The sequence below is a fragment of the Paenibacillus sp. UASWS1643 genome, assembly GCF_008693195.1.
In the GTDB taxonomy this organism is placed as follows: Bacteria; Bacillota; Bacilli; order Paenibacillales; family Paenibacillaceae; genus Paenibacillus; species Paenibacillus amylolyticus_B.
Genome location: NZ_VXKZ01000099.1, coordinates 81,339 through 98,844 on the forward strand (window position 1 = coordinate 81,339; position 17,506 = coordinate 98,844).

At 46.4% G+C, this 17,506-nt stretch carries 14 protein-coding genes; all 14 read left to right on the forward strand.

The window, feature by feature from the left end; all coding sequences use genetic code 11:
- Position 1 precedes the first annotated feature (1 nt).
- The 14 genes from galE to FE296_RS07460 all read left to right on the forward strand — a co-directional run bounded on the left by galE (position 2) and on the right by FE296_RS07460 (position 17,331).
- Positions 2-991: a UDP-glucose 4-epimerase GalE gene (gene galE, locus FE296_RS07395; RefSeq protein WP_150364613.1), complete on the forward strand. Its 990-nt coding sequence runs from the start codon at positions 2-4 to the stop codon at positions 989-991.
- A 14-nt stretch (positions 992-1,005) separates the two neighbouring features.
- Entirely contained in the window at positions 1,006-2,604 is a 1,599-nt protein-coding gene (locus FE296_RS07400) for a UDP-glucose--hexose-1-phosphate uridylyltransferase (RefSeq protein ID WP_150364614.1), read from the forward strand.
- 149 nt (positions 2,605-2,753) lie between these two features.
- The gene (locus tag FE296_RS07405; protein ID WP_223868799.1) at positions 2,754-3,341 is read left to right on the forward strand and encodes an MSMEG_1061 family FMN-dependent PPOX-type flavoprotein; all 588 of its coding nucleotides are present in this window, start codon (positions 2,754-2,756) and stop codon (positions 3,339-3,341) included.
- Between the two features lie 93 nt (positions 3,342-3,434).
- Positions 3,435-4,598 carry an iron-containing alcohol dehydrogenase gene (locus FE296_RS07410; protein ID WP_124115633.1) on the forward strand — a complete coding sequence of 388 codons (1,164 nt, stop codon included), beginning with the start codon at positions 3,435-3,437 and terminating at the stop codon, positions 4,596-4,598.
- 277 nt (positions 4,599-4,875) lie between these two features.
- The gene (locus FE296_RS07415; protein WP_124115634.1) at positions 4,876-5,412 is read left to right on the forward strand and encodes an NfeD family membrane protein; all 537 of its coding nucleotides are present in this window, start codon (positions 4,876-4,878) and stop codon (positions 5,410-5,412) included.
- Between the two features lie 63 nt (positions 5,413-5,475).
- Positions 5,476-7,026 carry a flotillin lipid rafts scaffold protein FloT gene (gene floT, locus FE296_RS07420; RefSeq protein WP_124115635.1) on the forward strand — a complete coding sequence of 517 codons (1,551 nt, stop codon included), beginning with the start codon at positions 5,476-5,478 and terminating at the stop codon, positions 7,024-7,026.
- Positions 7,027-7,190: 164 nt separating this feature from the next.
- Complete coding sequence (gene glcT, locus FE296_RS07425; protein ID WP_047844046.1) at positions 7,191-8,045, forward strand: glucose PTS transporter transcription antiterminator GlcT; 855 nt, start codon at positions 7,191-7,193, stop codon at positions 8,043-8,045.
- A 286-nt stretch (positions 8,046-8,331) separates the two neighbouring features.
- The gene (gene ptsG / locus FE296_RS07430) at positions 8,332-10,383 is read left to right on the forward strand and encodes a glucose-specific PTS transporter subunit IIBC (RefSeq protein ID WP_124115636.1); all 2,052 of its coding nucleotides are present in this window, start codon (positions 8,332-8,334) and stop codon (positions 10,381-10,383) included.
- A gap of 77 nt (positions 10,384-10,460) precedes the next feature.
- Entirely contained in the window at positions 10,461-10,736 is a 276-nt protein-coding gene (locus FE296_RS07435; RefSeq protein WP_036617010.1) for an HPr family phosphocarrier protein, read from the forward strand.
- Positions 10,729-12,441: a phosphoenolpyruvate--protein phosphotransferase gene (ptsP, locus tag FE296_RS07440; protein ID WP_150364615.1), complete on the forward strand. Its 1,713-nt coding sequence runs from the start codon at positions 10,729-10,731 to the stop codon at positions 12,439-12,441. The genes FE296_RS07435 and ptsP overlap by 8 nt, the downstream gene beginning before the upstream one ends.
- Before the next feature lie 241 nt (positions 12,442-12,682).
- Positions 12,683-14,254 carry a helix-turn-helix domain-containing protein gene (locus FE296_RS07445; RefSeq protein WP_150364616.1) on the forward strand — a complete coding sequence of 524 codons (1,572 nt, stop codon included), beginning with the start codon at positions 12,683-12,685 and terminating at the stop codon, positions 14,252-14,254.
- Positions 14,255-14,387: 133 nt separating this feature from the next.
- Positions 14,388-15,545: an alpha/beta hydrolase family protein gene (locus FE296_RS07450; protein WP_223868805.1), complete on the forward strand. Its 1,158-nt coding sequence runs from the start codon at positions 14,388-14,390 to the stop codon at positions 15,543-15,545.
- Positions 15,546-15,571: 26 nt separating this feature from the next.
- Positions 15,572-16,552 (forward strand): ABC transporter substrate-binding protein, encoded by a 981-nt coding sequence (locus tag FE296_RS07455; RefSeq protein WP_150364618.1) that lies wholly within the window; start codon positions 15,572-15,574, stop codon positions 16,550-16,552.
- Positions 16,549-17,331 (forward strand): hypothetical protein, encoded by a 783-nt coding sequence (locus FE296_RS07460; protein WP_124115641.1) that lies wholly within the window; start codon positions 16,549-16,551, stop codon positions 17,329-17,331. Before FE296_RS07455 ends, FE296_RS07460 begins: the two co-directional genes overlap by 4 nt.
- The last annotated feature ends 175 nt before the right edge of the window (positions 17,332-17,506 follow it).

Genomic DNA, 17,506 nt, shown 5'->3' on the forward strand with positions numbered 1-17,506 from the left:
AATGGCAATTTTGGTGACAGGTGGAGCAGGGTATATTGGATCTCATACGGTAGCGGCTTTGTTGGAACGTGGAGAAGAAGTTGTTGTACTGGATAACTTGCAGACAGGGCATCGTGAGGCGCTGCTCGGCGGTAAGTTGTATGAAGGGGATCTGCGTGACAAAGAAATTCTGGCGAAGCTGTTCGCTGAGAATTCAATCGATGCAGTCATTCACTTTGCAGCCAACTCACTCGTAGGCGAAAGTATGAAAGACCCGGTTAAATATTATGACAACAACGTGTTTGGTACACTCTGTCTGTTGGAAGCGATGAATGCAGCGAACGTACGCCGCATCGTCTTCTCCTCTACAGCAGCTACCTACGGCGAGCCTGAGAAAGTGCCAATCGAAGAGAGTGATCGTACAGAGCCAACCAACGTATACGGCGAAACAAAGCTGATGATGGAACGCATGATGTCATGGTTCGATAAAGTTCAGGATATCAAATACGTTTCCCTGCGTTACTTCAATGCAGCCGGTGCTCATGACAGTGGCAAAATTGGTGAAGATCACCAACCAGAGAGTCACTTGATTCCACTGGTGCTGCAAACGGCTTTGAAACAACGTCCGCACATCGCCATGTTTGGTGACGACTATGCAACAGAAGATGGAACATGTATCCGTGACTATATCCATGTGAGCGACTTGGCTGATGCACATCTGCGTGCAGTAGATTATCTTCGCAAAGGTGAGAACAGTAATGTGTTCAACCTGGGTAACGGCACAGGATTCTCGGTAAAACAAGTGATCGAAACAGCCAAAAAAGTGACTGGCCTTGATATCCCGGTTGTACAGGAGCCACGTCGTGCAGGTGACCCGGCTGTGCTGGTAGCTTCATCTGCAAAAGCGAGATCTGTCCTGGGTTGGAATCCAAAATGGACCAATCTGGAAGATGTCATTCAAAGCGCTTGGAGCTGGCACCAATCACGTCCTGACGGCTACGGAAAAAACTAGGAGGCGAACACCTTATGTCACAGACTCATATTGCAGCAGGTGCCACAGAGCGGACACCGGAGCAGCAGGAAGCACTGCATGCCATTGAACGTCTGGTTGCATTTGCCTTGCAGAAACAATTAATCGAGGAAGCGGATTGGGATTACAGCCGCAACCTCTTGCTGGAACAATTCGGATTCTCGGAGCCTTATGCCGGCGAGTTGGACACAACTGTGCCCGATGGTCCACAGGCAATGCTGGATACGTTGATCGATTATGGGTTTACCATTGGACTCATTCCTGAAAATAGTGATACGTTCCGTGATTTGCTGGATGCCAAAATCATGGGTCATTTGATGGCACGCCCGTCCGAAGTGGTACGTGCCTTCCGCCACACCGAGCAGACGGAGGGTATTGAGGCGGCCACATCCCAATTCTATGACTTGTCCATTAACTCCAACTACATTCGGATGGATCGGATCGCGAAGAACGTCTATTGGACGCAGGATACGGCTTATGGGGAGATGGAGATTACCATTAACCTCTCGAAGCCGGAGAAAAGCCCAAAGGAAATTGCCATGGCGAAATTGCTTCCGCCTCCGGTATATCCAAAATGCCAGCTGTGTCGTGAAAATGTAGGATACGCTGGTCGGGTGAATCACCCGGCTCGCCAGAATCTGAGAGTCATTCCGTTGGAGCTTAACAATGAGCCATGGTTGTTCCAATACTCGCCATATGTGTACTACAACGAGCACTGCATCATTTTCCATCATGATCATGTGCCGATGAAACTGACCAAAGATACACTGCGCAGACTGCTTGCTTTTGTCGGGGAGTACCCGCATTACTTTATCGGATCTAACGCGGATCTGCCGATCGTAGGCGGTTCTATCCTTACACATGACCATTTCCAGGGCGGACGTCATACGTTTGCCATTCAAAATGCACAGCCAGAGGCAGTCTTCCGCCATGCGGATGCACCTGGACTTACATTGAGTCTTGTGAAATGGCCGATGTCCGTCATGCGTCTGGCCTCACACGATCCTGCAGAGCTGCTTGAAGCGGGTAACGCTGTCTATGAGGCGTGGAAGGTTTACAGTGATTCGGCTGTGGATATCGAAGCATTCAGTGAAGTAGACGGGGAGCAGGTACCACACAATACGGTAACACCAATCGTTCGTCGTAGTGCAGACGGTGGTTACGAGATGGATCTCGTATTGCGTAACAATCGCACGAATGATGTGCATCCTGAAGGGATTTTCCATCCTCACCGTGAAATGCACCATCTGAAGAAAGAAAACATTGGTCTGATCGAAGTGATGGGACTTGCCATCCTGCCAGGCCGTTTGAAGGAAGAGCTGGACAGTATCGCGGATATTCTCGCGGGAGATGCCAAACTTGCTGAAGCCGCCAAAGCCTCTGATCATGTGTTGAACAAACATCTGGGCTGGGCCGAAGAGCTGGTTGAACGATTTGGTCCTAACCTGGACAAAGAACAAGCGGTTGCCATTGTACAGCAGGAAGTCGGCTTGAAATTTGCTGAGATTCTGGAACATGCAGGTGTCTACAAATATGATGAAGCAGGACGCCAGGCTTTCCGTCGTTTTGTAAGCAGCATGGGATACACGGAATAGCAGTAAACAAACCAAAACACCCGCCCATTCATGAGCGGGTGTTCTTGTCTTTCCTGACATTTGTGTGCATTGGAATGAACTTCCCAGCCAGTTATAATGGAGTGAAGTCCTGGAGTACCACAATGAATTGAGGAAATGGGGTTAATAACTTGGAAAAGCAGGCATTGGATATTCCGTTGATTACAGATGCAAGGGAACTGCAAGGTATGGTGGGTGAGCCGCATGAACATGTGCGTAACAAGGCAATCTCATTTGTGGATTCACATGTTCAGAACTTTTTATCCATGTCACCATTATTTTTCCTTTCCACGTCCGATCATGATGGAAAAAGTGATGTGTCTCCACGGGGCGATGGAGCAGGATTCGTAAAAGTGTATGATACATATCGACTTGTTTATCCTGAGCGCCCAGGCAATCGGCGGATAGACTCGTTGTTGAACATCTTGTCTGCCCCTGGCATCGGTATGCTCTTTTTGATTCCGGGAATGAATGAAGTGCTGCGTATCAATGGCACAGCATCCATCACCAAGGATGAAGAATTTATCGCCAGCATGGGTTGGAGTGGTAAAACCATAGGTGCAGCTGTCATTGTAGATGTGGAAGAGTGTTTTATCCATTGTCCGCGGGCATTCAAACAGGCTGGGTTATGGGACCATGAAACATGGGTGGACGCTGAGGATTTGCCTTCAACGAGCGAGATGTTTAGAGCACATTTGGAGATTAACGGATTGTTATAAAGTGAGTGACTATCGATTTGTTTTTCTATAAACGGGGTACTATAATTGGAGTTGCACTAAAAATTCTAAACTCCCTTGGAGGCGACAATAGATATGAGATCTTTCCAATTCTATAATCCAACCCGGCTGATATTCGGTAAAGGACAACTGGAAGCATTAAAGACAGAAGTGCCGAAATACGGTAAACGGGTTCTGCTTGTATATGGTGGCGGTAGTATCAAACGCAGTGGGCTGTATGATCAAGTGATCGGATTGCTTAAGGAAGCTGGAGCAGAAGTGACTGAACTGGCAGGCGTTGAACCTAACCCACGTCTTTCTACGGTGCATAAAGGGGTAGACCTTTGCAAAACGAATAACATTGACCTGATTCTGGCTGTAGGTGGCGGTAGTGTATTGGACTGCTCCAAAGCGATTGCTGTAGGTGCTAAATATGATGGCGACATGTGGGATTTTGCTCAGCGCAAAGCCGTTGCACAAGACGCTCTTCCGCTTGGTACCGTATTAACGATGGCAGCAACGGGTTCGGAGATGAACTCCGGTTCGGTAATTACGAATCAGGATACACAAGAAAAATTGGGCTGGGGTAGCGCATATTCATTCCCTGCATTCTCCATCCTGGATCCGGTGAATACATACACTGTTCCACTGGACCAAACGGTATATGGTATGGTGGATATGATGTCCCACGTATTGGAGCATTACTTCCATCTGGATGCCAACACACCGGTTCAACTCGGCTTCTGTGAGACAATTCTTCGTACCGTAATGGAAGCAGCACCTCGTCTGGTTGAGGATCTGGAGAACTATGAACTGCGCGAAACGATTCTGTATTGCGGAACGATGGCATTGAATGGTGTGCTGAATATGGGCCTCGCAGGAGACTGGGCAACACATAATATTGAACACGCGGTATCCGCAGTGTATGATATCCCACACGGCGGTGGACTTGCAATCTTGTTCCCACACTGGATGAAACATAACCTGGATGTGAATGTGGATCGGTTCAAACGTCTGGCAATTAATGTATTCGAAGTGAACCCTGAAGGCAAGTCGGACAGACAGGTTGCTGAAGAAGGTATCGATGCGCTCAGCAAATTCTGGACATCCATTGGTGCACCTAACCGTTTGGCAGATTACGATATCGATGACAGCCAGATCGACGTAATGGCTGATAAAGCTATGCTGTTTGGCCCATTTGGTAACTTCAAGAAACTGCAACGGGAAGATGTTGTATCCATCTACAAGGCTTCTCTGTAATTCTATAATCACTGCAAAGTGAAAGGACACATTCTGTTGTCCAATAACCGCAAGTCTCCTTCATGGGGGCTTGCGGTTTTTTCGTGTATTCGGCTGTACACGTGAATAATAGAGGAACTTGAAGCAAGGAGAACAGAATGTCGTGATAATACCCAATATCGGTTCCGGAATACATTTCAGGAAAGAATTTGAAACATTTTGATGTCAGCTACGTATTTATTTACATGTGGAATGCTCAGTTAGGATGAATATGCGGCAGAGAGAGGAGGAACAGGGGATGGAGACAATTTATTGGGGGTGTCTAATCGGAGGAGCAATATTTGCGGTTGTCAGCCTTGTGCTGGGTGACTTGATTGATGGCTTGTTGGACGGAGCCTTCGAAATGCCAGGTCTTGATTTTTTCAAACCTGTTGTGTTAGCTGGTTCCATTACAACCTTCGGTGGGGCAGGCATTATGCTGACACGTTATAGTTCATTAAGTGCGATGTCGGGTCTAATACTATCCCTGCTTATAGGTATTGCTGCAGCCATGCTGGTATTCTTCGCATATATCAAACCGATGCGTAACAGCGATGTCTCTATTGCATTTTCAATGAAAGAGTTATCAGGGAAAATTGGGGAAATTACCATTCCGGTGCCGGAAAAAGGTTTTGGTGAAGTGATGATCCGCTTTGCATCCGGTAGTACGATTCAGACAGCATCCAGCTTTGAACAGCTTCCCATTGCGGCGGGAGCACGTGTTGTTGTGGTGGATGTTGTAGATGGTGTACTGCGTGTGTCGGAATGGGATGAAAATGTACTTAAAGATTTATAAAGTATTCTTATCACCTAAGTAGTTTAAGCACTCATCATGAATGAATAAGGGGAGAGATGTGGAATGGAAAATTTAGATTGGGATGTTTTGTTGATTCCCATAGTTGTGGTCGGTGTCATTCTAATTTTAGGTCTGGCTTTCTGGGCGAGATACAAAACGGTTGGACCGGATGAAGCGATGATCGTTACGGGATCATTTCTGGGTAGCAAAAACATCTCCGATGATGATTCTGGCCGAAAAATTAAAATTGTTCGTGGTGGCGGTGCATTTATCCTGCCAGTGTTCCAGCAATCGGAGTTCATCTCTTTGTTGTCCCACAAGCTGGATGTCTCCACACCTGAAGTGTACACGGAGCAAGGGGTTCCGGTTATTGCTGACGGTGTAGCTATTATCAAGGTTGGAGGCGCTGTAGAAGACGTTGCTACGGCAGCTGAGCAATTCATCGGTAAACCTGTAGAAGCGCTGAGAAGCGAAGCACAGGAGGTACTGGAGGGGCATTTGCGGGCCATCCTCGGTACGATGACGGTGGAAGAAGTATATCGGAACCGGGATCGATTTGCCCAAGAGGTTCAAGGAGTAGCAGCTAGAGATCTGAAAAAAATGGGTCTGCAAATTGTTTCATTTACCATCAAGGATGTTCGTGACAAACAGGGCTACCTGGATGCTCTGGGTAAACCGAGAATTGCGGCAGTGAAGCGTGATGCCGAGATTGCTGAAGCGGAAGCAATGCGTGATGCGCGTATTCAGAAGGCCAATGCGGAAGAGCAGGGTCAAAAAGCAGAGTTGCTGCGTGATACCAATATCGCTGAGGCAGCCAAAGAGAAAGAACTGAAAGTAGCCACGTTTAAGAGAGATCAGGATACAGCCAAAGCGGAAGCCGATCAGGCATACCATATCCATGAAGCGCGCGCGAGACAGACCGTGGTGGAAGAAGAAATGAAGGTTGAGCTCGTTCGTAAAGAACGTGAGATTGATCTTCAGGAAAAAGAAATCGTCGTACGTGAGAAGCAATATGATGCCGAAGTGAAGAAAAAGGCAGAAGCGGATCGTTATGCGGTGGAGCAGGCTGCCGAAGCAGATAAAGCGAAAAGAATGCGTGAAGCCGATGCAGTACAGTACTCCATTGAAACACACGCCAAAGCAACAGCTGAACAGAAGCGACTTGAAGGTCAGGCCATGGCGGATGCGGAACTTGCCAAAGGTACAGCAGATGCAGAAGTTATTCGTTTGCGTGGTCTTGCCGAAGCGGAAGCGAAGGAAAAACTGGCCGAGGCGTTCCAGAAGTTTGGCGAAGCGGCTGTACTCGATATTATTGTCAAAATGCTGCCTGAACTGGCTGGCAAAATTGCAGAGCCAATTGCATCCATTGATAAACTTACGGTGGTAGATACAGGTAAAGGTGAAGGTGCAGCGCGAGTGAGTAACTATGTTACCGAACTTATGGCGACCGCTCCAGAGATGCTCAAGAGTGTATCCGGCATCGATGTAGAGCAGCTGATTAAAGGCCTTACGAAGTCCAAAACACCTGCGCCAGTTGCCATTCAACAGAGCGAGGCTGTTACAACTCCTTCTATAATCGACAAGATTGTGGAAAGAGCTGGAGTCGACGAGTAAGAAGCACTTCGAATCTTGCATGGTTGCTCTATTGACCTTAAGACGAATTTTTGTTACTTTTTAAGCGAGACGTCCGGCGCGGTTTGCCCGCTCCGGGTGTCTTTTCGTTCGTAATAGGGTGTGACTTATCACACCTAAGATGGTGTGAAAAAGAGGTGCAAACAATGAGCAGCCTGCATGTAGATAAAGCGCTAAATAATAATGTAATCATTGCACAGCATCCTGAACACGGGGAAGTCGTTGTTATTGGCAAAGGCATTGGCTTTAACCGAAAACCGAGTGATCACATTCCATTGATGGCTGTGGAGAAAATGTTCATTTTGAAAAACCAGCAGGAGCAAGAGCAGTACAAACAGCTTCTTCCACAGGTGGATGAAGCACTGATCGAGATTATTAACGAAGTTATTACGTATATTGCAGAGCGTACGGACGTTCCTCTGAATGAACATATCCATATTGCATTAACCGATCACATTTCTTTCGCGTTAAAACGCAAGGAGCAGGGCATTATCATACAAAATCCATTTTTATATGAAACCCGCGAGATTTATCCTGAAGAATATCGAATGGGAGAATACGCTGTTCGACTGATCAAAGAGAAAATGGGTGTAGATTTGGGGATGGACGAGATTGGTTTTGTTGCCCTCCATATCTATAGTGCAATGACCAATCAAAATATATCCCAGGTACGTGAACATTCACAATTGATCACTGATTTGGTGAACCTGGTGTCCGATCAACTCGATTATTCGTTTGAAACGGAATCGCTTGATTACTCTCGGTTGCTGACTCATCTTCGTTTTGCCCTTGAGCGTGTTCGCCGTGGAGACAAAGTGGAAGAGCTTCATAAGTTGGATTCCCTGCTGAAGTTGGAGTATCCCGAAATGTACTCGCTTGCATGGAAACTGACCAAAGTAATGGAGAAAAGACTGAAACTGCCGGTTTATCCTGCGGAGGTAGGTTATCTGACCATTCATCTGCAAAGGCTGAATCAGCGGAAGGAAGAAGAGAATAAGTGAGATCATTCCAGTGATGGAATGCGGAATTTATTTTTTTGGTGTAAAGGCTTGCAATAGATTAGAACTGGTGCTACAATGGTTTCCGTAATCAAGCAACTGAATAAACATAAGCGACGTGTTACTGACTCGATCAGGCATGAGTTATTTAAAGTGTGATTGTTCTTTCCTTGTACAGGGTATGCTATACCCCAAGGTTGGCACAGTTTACTTTATTAATTCATGCCTTTTTTGTGTTCCCTTGCTTGCATCACAACATATAACTTAGACGAAAGGGAGAAACGACGCGATGTTCAAAAAGCTTTTTGGTGTATTGCAAAGAGTAGGTAAAGCTCTCATGCTGCCTGTAGCCATTCTACCTGCGGCAGGTTTGTTGCTCGGAATTGGTAACATGCTGGTTAATCCAGATTTCTTGCAATATGTAACGGCGCTCGACACCCCTTGGGTGAACTCGATCGCAACAATTATGATGAACGCAGGGCAGATCGTATTCGACAATCTGGCATTGCTGTTCGCCGTCGGTGTAGCCGTCGGATTGGCCGGTGGCGAAGGGGTTGCGGGTCTTGCAGCCATCATCGGTTATCTGGTCATGAACGTCACACTGGGTACAGCCGTAGGGGTTACACCAGCAATGATCGGCGAAGTACCGGGTTATGCCAGCATCCTGGGTATCCCAACATTGAGTACAGGCGTATTCGGAGGTATTATCATAGGTATTGCCGCCGCGCTCTGTTACAATCGATTTTTCAAAATCGAACTGCCGTCCTATCTGGGTTTCTTTGCAGGTAAACGTTTTGTTCCGATTGTGACTTCGGTTGTTTCCCTCTTGCTGGGGTTAGTTCTGGTGGTTATCTGGCCACCAATTCAAAATGGGTTGAATGCTGTGTCTCACTTCATGGTCGATACAAGCCCGACGTTGTCGGCATTTATCTTCGGTGTCGTGGAACGGTCATTAATTCCGTTTGGTCTTCACCACATTTTCTACTCCCCATTCTGGTTTGAATTCGGTGAGTATGTGAACAAAGCTGGAGATGTCATCCGTGGTGACCAGCAAATCTTCTTCAATCAATTGCGTGATGGTGTTAACCTCACAGCGGGAACATTCCAAGTTGGTAAATTCCCGTTCATGATGTTTGGTTTGCCAGCTGCCGCACTTGCGATGTACCATGAAGCAAGACCGGAACACAAAAAGTATGTTGCAGGTATCATGGGTTCAGCTGCGCTGACCTCGTTCCTGACAGGTATCACAGAACCACTTGAATTCTCGTTCCTGTTTGTAGCACCAATCCTGTTTGCGGTACACTGTATCTTTGCAGGTTTGTCTTTCATGACCATGCAAATTCTGGGTGTAAAGATCGGTATGACCTTCTCCGGTGGGTTCATTGACTTCCTGATCTTTGGTATTATTCCAAACCGTACACCATGGTGGGACGTTATTATTGTCGGATTGATTCTTGCGGTAATCTATTACTTCGGTTTCCGGTTTATCATCCGCAAATTTAATCTCAAAACACCAGGACGTGAAGATGCAACGCCTGAAACCGAATCTGGTGGAGGCTCCGGTTCAACGGATGATCTGCCCCATAATATTCTCGAAGCTTTCGGTGGCAAGGAAAATATCAAACATCTGGACGCTTGTATTACTCGTTTGCGGATTGAAGTTAATGAGAAATCCAATGTGAAAAAAGATCGTTTGAAACAATTGGGTGCATCTGGTGTGCTTGAAGTGGGTAATAATGTTCAAGCCATCTTCGGAACACGTTCCGACACGATCAAATCTCAAATGCAGGATATTATTGCAGGACGAACACCAGCACCAACGCCAGTAGCAGCCAAACCAACTCCAGAAGAGGAGAAGGCACAAGGTGAGCAAGGCGAGCGTATCGTTGCTGAGGACATCGTCATGCCAGTCAATGGTGAGTTGATGGACATTACGAATGTACCTGATCCAGTCTTTGCTGAAAAAATGACAGGTGATGGATTCGCAATTTTGCCACATGATGGTACAATAACTTCTCCTGTGTATGGTAAAGTGTTTAATGTATTTCCAAGCAAACATGCCGTGGGCATCATGTCCGACGGAGGCAAGGAAGTGCTTGTTCATATAGGTGTCAATACGGTGAAGCTGAAGGGTCAAGGCTTTAACGTACTGGTACAGGAAGGTGATCTGGTATCGGCGGGTCAGCCGATTATGGAAGTGGATCTGGAGTATGTGAAAGCAAACGCTCCATCCATCATTTCGCCAGTTATTTTCACCAACCTGCCAGAGGGCTCCACGGTAACCCTGAAGAAGAGTGGAGTGCTCAAAGTTGGCGATCAGCCAATCATTGAGATAAAATAAGAAGTGTTAAGACGATGGCAAGCAAGTGTAAATATATGCAATGCCTAAACCAAACTACTGAAAGTGAGATGATTGTAATGCAACAAACATTCAGAATAACAGACGAAGATGGTATCCACGCACGTCCGGCGACAGCCCTGGTTAATACAGCAAACAAATTCAAAGGTGCAGAATCCTTTGCAGAAGCTAACGGTAAAAAAGTAACATTGAAATCCATTCTGGGTGTTCTTTCCCTCGGATTGGAACAAGGCGATACAATCAGCATTATCGTTGAAGGCGAAGGCGAAGCTGAAGCTCTTCAAGCTTTGACTGACGTTATGGTTAACGAAGGGTTGGGCGAAATTAATGCTTAATGTCTCCGGGATCGCGGCTTCGGCGGGTATTGCTATCGCCAAGGCGTTTATCTTGGAGCATCCTGACTACTCTGTAGAAAAACGCCAAATTAACGACGTTGACGCAGAGATCGCAAAACTCGACTCAGCTCTGGGCAAGTCCCAGGCTGAGCTTGAGGCGATCAAAGAGCGTACTTTACAAGAGCTTGGCGAGAAAAAAGCTGAGATTTTTGCTTCGCATTTGCTCATTCTGAATGACCCGGAATTGATTGATCCGGTTAAAGCTAGAATTGCAGATGACATGATCAATGCAGAATATGCTTTGAACGAAACGGCATCGCAATTTATCTCCATGTTTGAGAACATGAAGAGTGCATACCTGCAGGAACGTGCAGCAGATATGCGTGACGTTACCAAACGTGTGCTAAATCACTTGCTTGGTATCGACTTTATGAGTCCGGCTGAGATCAATGAAGAAGTGATCGTGCTTGCGGAGGATCTGACGCCTTCCGATACGGCTCAATTGAATCGCCAATTTGTTAAAGGTTTCGCAACCAACATTGGTGGACGTACTTCTCACTCAGCGATCATGGCTCGCTCTCTTGAAATTCCAGCTGTTGTTGGAACCAAGGACATCTTGGCTCAAGCGAAACAAGGCGATATGATCATTGTTGACGGTCTGGATGGTCACGTACTGGTTAACCCTACTGATGAAGTTATTGCTGAATACCGTGCCAAACAGGAACAGTATGATGCACAACGTGCAGAGTGGAGAAAACTGCGTGATGAGCCAACGGTAACCGTGGACAACGTTCATGTTGAACTTGCAGCCAATATCGGTACACCAAATGATGTAACGGGTGTTCTGGAGAATGGCGGCGAGGCTGTAGGCCTGTACCGTACCGAGTTCTTGTACATGGGCAGAGACAAGCTTCCTTCCGAAGACATTCAGTACAATGCATACAAAGCGGTACTGGAAAAAATGGAAGGCAAACCTGTCGTTGTTCGTACCCTCGACATCGGTGGAGACAAAGAGCTTCCATACCTGGATCTGCCAAAAGAAATGAACCCATTCCTCGGCTTCCGCGCAGTTCGTCTGTGTCTGGACCGTCTGGATATCTTCCGTACACAATTGCGTGCATTGCTGCGTGCAAGTGTACATGGAAACCTGCGTGTCATGTTCCCAATGATCGCAACACTGGGTGAATTCCGTGAAGCAAAAGCTGTCTTGCTCGAAGAGAAAGAGAAGCTGGTTGCTGAAGGTATTGCTGTTTCTGACAGCATTCAGCTCGGAATCATGGTCGAAATTCCTTCGACTGCAGTTCTCGCGGATCAGTTTGCCAAAGAAGTGGATTTCTTCAGTATCGGAACGAACGATCTGATTCAATACACTATGGCTGCAGACCGTATGAACGAACGCGTATCGTATCTGTACCAACCTTACAACCCGGCCATTTTGCGTTTGGTTAAAATGGTTATCGATGCAGCACATCGTGAAGGCAAATGGGTTGGCATGTGCGGTGAGATGGCAGGAGACGAAACAGCAATTCCATTGCTGCTCGGTCTTGGATTGGATGAGTTCAGCATGAGCGCAACCTCCATTCTGCCAGCCCGTAGTCAGATCACCAAGCTGTCCCGTGCGGATATGCAGGAACTGGCTGCTAAAGCTCTGGATATGCAAACGGCTGAACAAGTCGTTGAATTGGTTCAAAGCATTCAAGCGTAATTTTGCCGGGGTTTCCTCCGGATTTGAGGTTTTTCTTTTTCCGATAATGAGCTGCATTCATGCAGCGATTTTGCCGGTATCCGCTGTTACAGCGGGTACTGGCTTTTTTTGTTTTGAGTGTTTCTTCTTTTCTCCAGATAAGCTAGATTTTCCAGTTTGTATATTGAGTGAAAATCATTATCATTAAGGTAGATAACCATAATTAAAATACATATCATGCTGTGGGGAAAGTAGGGTTGCGATGAAAGGCAATGAGAAGAAGGCAGTTCAATTGCTTAAATATAGCAGTATCGATACGTTTGAAGTGTCCCGGAATGGAGAATCTGTTCATCCCGTTGCAGGTGAACACACGGCTATCCTGTGTATGGGCGGCACGGGAACGCTACTCACCAATGAACACATTTCGCCACTAAACCAAGGAGAAGTTTATTTACTTCCTTCAGGGGATGGGTTCAGGCTGATGGCTGATGAGCAAGTGTTAACAGGCTTTTTGATCCGGTTTGAAATATACGAGATTGTCGGGGAACAAAAAGTAATCACAAGCAAAGATTGTATGAGAGGCTTATTCTGGTGCAAAGACCAACAACAACTCGCCATCTCATGCAGTCGATTGATTCAATCTAACGCTGCTGGCGAAGAGGATCAATTCAGCAGACAGGCCGAATTATATGGTCTGATGTCTTCGCTTGTTCAAGCCGAAGTAAAATCACAGAGCATAGAAACTACGGCTGCTGCCATTACACGCGTATCCGAATTTATGAGTGAGCATCTGGAGCATGAACTGAAGCGTAATGAACTGGCCAAGCTGGCTGGACTGAGCCCGGGATATTTTTCGTGGGCATTTCAACATTATATAGGAAAGACGCCTACAACGTATCTGATGGACATCAGAATGAAACGTGCAAGAGAACTGCTTTTATCAGGTGACGGTGTAAAAGAGACCGCAGTTCGTGTCGGCTACGAAGATGAATTTTATTTTAGCAGGAGATTCAAACAGAAGATGGGCCTTTCACCAATCGCTTTTGTCAAAAGCCGTAGATACAGCATCGCAAGTGTATCTGATCCGATCTCGGGTAGTTTACTGGCGCTTGGTCTGCTTCCAAAGGCGGCGGCTTTTTATCCCAATCACGAGTTATACAATCGCATGACCCGGCTGCACTCTTATGAGCTTGGGGAGGGGGCAATTTGGCAAGAAAATGTGGAAAGATTACGTGTGGCGGAGCCTAACCTTATTTTTTGCACTGACAGTTTGGCAGAACAGGCACGAAAAGAGCTGGAGCATATTGCGCCTACGGTCCCCATCCCGTGGTTATCGGCGGACTGGCGACAACAGCTGCGAACCATTGCAGAAGTGATGGAGCAACGAGAAGAGGCTGAGGGATGGCTGGCAGAATACGACAGAAAAGCAGAGACAGTCTATCACAAAGTTAGACGTAAAATTGGTGGAGCTACCGTAAATATATGGCGAATTACTGATACGGAGTACCGGATTTATGGAAAACGTAATGCTGGCGCGGTCCTCTATAATGATTTTGGACTGACGGCTACACATCGTCTCGACGAGATCACTGTTTTTGAATCAGTGACGAAAGAAGCACTGGAAAACTACGATGCAGACATCCTCGTTATCATGGTGGATTCCACAGAGCAGGCAGCCAAGGAATGGAGGGCACTTCAGATCAGTGAACAGTGGCAACGTTTGGCAGCGGTGAGACATGAGCATGTGTATGAGGTGGGAACCGAAAAATTATTCGAGTATTCAGCTTGGTCGCATGATCGGGCACTTTCTTACTTTATGCGGTTATTTGGCTGACCAAAGTCCAGTTCAATCCGTTTAAATATCCATGTTTGGACGGAGCATTGAATGATATGATAATCATTGAGAAAGAAAATCATTATCAATTCAAGGAGGTGACTGTTCCATTTCTGGAAAGCCGCCTTGGAATCTGGAGCAATTATACGAAGTACCTGAACGATTCCAACTCTCCGAAGATCTACATACCGGAGTTAATTCCTTATTCTATGAGGGTGTTTCATACAAAGGACGTGCTACTCGCATATTTGCCTACTATGGAATCCCGGACTCAATCTCTCCGGACGAGGAAGTGCCAGCTCTTATATTGGTCCATGGTGGAGCTGGCACAGCATATAAGAGCTGGGTGAAAGAATGGATGGCAAGGGGGTATGCTGCGATTGCCATGGATCTGGAAGGACATGTTCCATACGGGGATGAGGAACACACAGAACGAATGGAATGGCCTTCACATCCATGGAGCGGACCAGTGAAGCAAGGTGTATTTGCCGATTACGAGCAGCCTGTAGAGGACCAATGGATGTATCATGCGGTAGCTGCCGTAATAAAGGCCCATTCACTTCTCGGCTCCTTCAAAGGGGTGGATAAACATCGAGTAGGCATAACCGGAATTTCCTGGGGAGGGATCATCACAAGTTTGGTAGCAGGACTGGATACTAGACTTTCTTTTGCCATGCCTGTTTATGGATGTGGGTATTTATATGAACCAGGTTCCTATTATGGAATGGGCTTTGCTTCTATGCCGGAGGTAGATGCTGAACGTATTCGTTTATTATGGGATCCCTCTACTTACCTCTCCGGGAGTCGACTACCGATGTTGTGGCTTAACGGGAGTAATGATACACATTTTCCGCTATCCATTTTCAACAAGTCCTATGAAGAGCATCTCAACTGTTACCCGATTAACAGACATAGCAGATTAAGTCTTCATCCGGGTCTTGGGCATTCATACAAGGATGCATGGACATGCAGTGAGGTCTATGCATTTGCTGATAGTATCGCTAAGGGGGGGCCGGCACTTACTGAGATACGTGGAGAACAGTTCGAGGGTGATTGGTTCAGCGTACATTATGCCTCATCCGTTCCGATTCTGGAAGCTACGTTGTATTGGTGTAAGGACGATAGGGATTGGAGGATTACCAAATGGGAGACGATCCCCGCATCGTTGGATGCAATAAACAACAAAGCAATGATACGTCTTCCAAAGCATGCTGTTTCGTTCTTTGTGAATATGAGAAATGAAAAGGGCTGGATTACGAGTACACGCGTCATGAAAATAAGAAAAGAATAACCAATGAATAAGGGGATTTGTAGAAAATGAAAAGACAGAATCAACGCTATTTCACTATAACCGCAGTTTTGCTTGCAATGCTAGTTCTGATCGTGGCCTGTGGCAACGAAAACAAACCAGGTGTGTCTGCCGAGGAACCAGCGCCACAGGAACAATCTGCATCTAATGATACTAAAGATGCTACTTTTACATTTAAGGATACAACCGGAGAGCAGACGTTATCTCAAGAACCGGTGAATATCGCTTCAACAGTGACATATTTGACGGATCACCTGATCGCGCTTGGTATGACACCGAAAGCCACGGTGAAGTCACAAAACGAAGATTTCCCGTTATATTTGAAACCTTTCTTGAATAATGTGGAGATCATTGGTGAACAAGGTAAAGTTAGTGCCGAGAAATTGCTATCTCTTGGGCCAGATCTAATTGTGACGGATACGAACAGCGAAGAGCAGTACGAGAGTTACGCCAAGATTGCTCCAACGGCGATGCTGGAGAATGGGTATGTAGCACCTGACTGGCAGACGGCATTTCGCGCAACTGCTGCTTCGTTTGGTCTGAACGATAAAGCTGAGGAAGTAATCACTGCCTATGAAAAAGAGAAAGCGGAGGCGATCCAGAACGTACACGCCAAAGCGGAAGGTAAGACACTGATGGTATTGCGTATCAGAAATGATGTTCGTTACTACGGAGATATGGATTATAGATGGCTTTACGACGATTTTGGCTTCTCCAGACCGGATGTTTTCCCGGAGACAAGTGCAGAAAGTCGGTATGAGGTGCTATCGAATGAAAAACTGCCAGAGATTAATCCGGATTACATCGTCCTGATCAATGATAATGACGAAATCTATAATAATCTGGAGAGTCTTGGAATTTGGAAAAATATGAAGGCCGTGAAGAATAATCAGGTATTCCAGGTGGCGTCGGATTCATGGTTTGGTGGTTACGGACCTAATGCGGCGACTTCCATGCTGGATGACCTGACTCGTTTGTTCGGTCAATGATGCGCGAGGGGATACGTGAGGAACTGAGGGTCCACTTTAATCTTGTAGACAAACTGCATGGTGTGCCCGTGGCATCCTTATATGGAGATTCTATTCTGGACTGGGAGGAAATGAGCAGCTTCTTGTCCACCTACCAACAGTTAATCGAGGGGCATGACCAAACGGTCGCCGCAGCCTATTTCACCAGTTGGTTTGGAAGTGTAGCAGCTGCACTGCAGTATATCGTCACGGTGTATGATGCAGCTCCCAATCTTTCGCTTGCCAATCTCAATGTACATTTGATGCAGGAAATGGGATATACGCGAATTACTTTTCAACTTGAAAAACTGGAGGTTGACCTCGCTCCGAATGATTCGGAAGGAAGAAGCGTCTGGATTGAAGCAGAATTCAACCGTTTCTACAGTCTGACTGCACGTCCTTTAATAGAGTGTTTGTCCTACGTTTCGGGGTTGCATGTCAGCATGTTGTGGGGGCAGTTGCCAACGGCTTTGGAAAACTACAGGGAGAACATCTGTGAAGCATTTCAGCACGAAGAAGCTGTCATGCGCAAGTTAACTGCTGTTGAACATGTTATGCAAAATGTGCTGACTCCTAATGTGTTTGGGCTGGGAAAGAATCCGCTATGTGTCAGAACTCGCATGATTAATCATCCCCTGGAACCATCGAAGAGACTTGCGATCAAAAATGTATGTTGTCTTCAATATCTACGGCAAGGTCGATCCTATTGTTACACTTGTCCGCGTTTGGGGAAGAAGGAACGGGCCAATTGGAAGTCTTAGACTGAAAGAATACAGGACAGTAATAGGGGACTAATCGGAGAAGAAAAAATAACAGCCGCGCTTCTGCGTGGCTGTTATTTTTAAAAACGGATAGCTAATGTAAATGTTCCCTGTACTTCGTAATCATTTCACCCACCAGGCGGATACCGTACGGATACGAATGGTATGTTCAGGA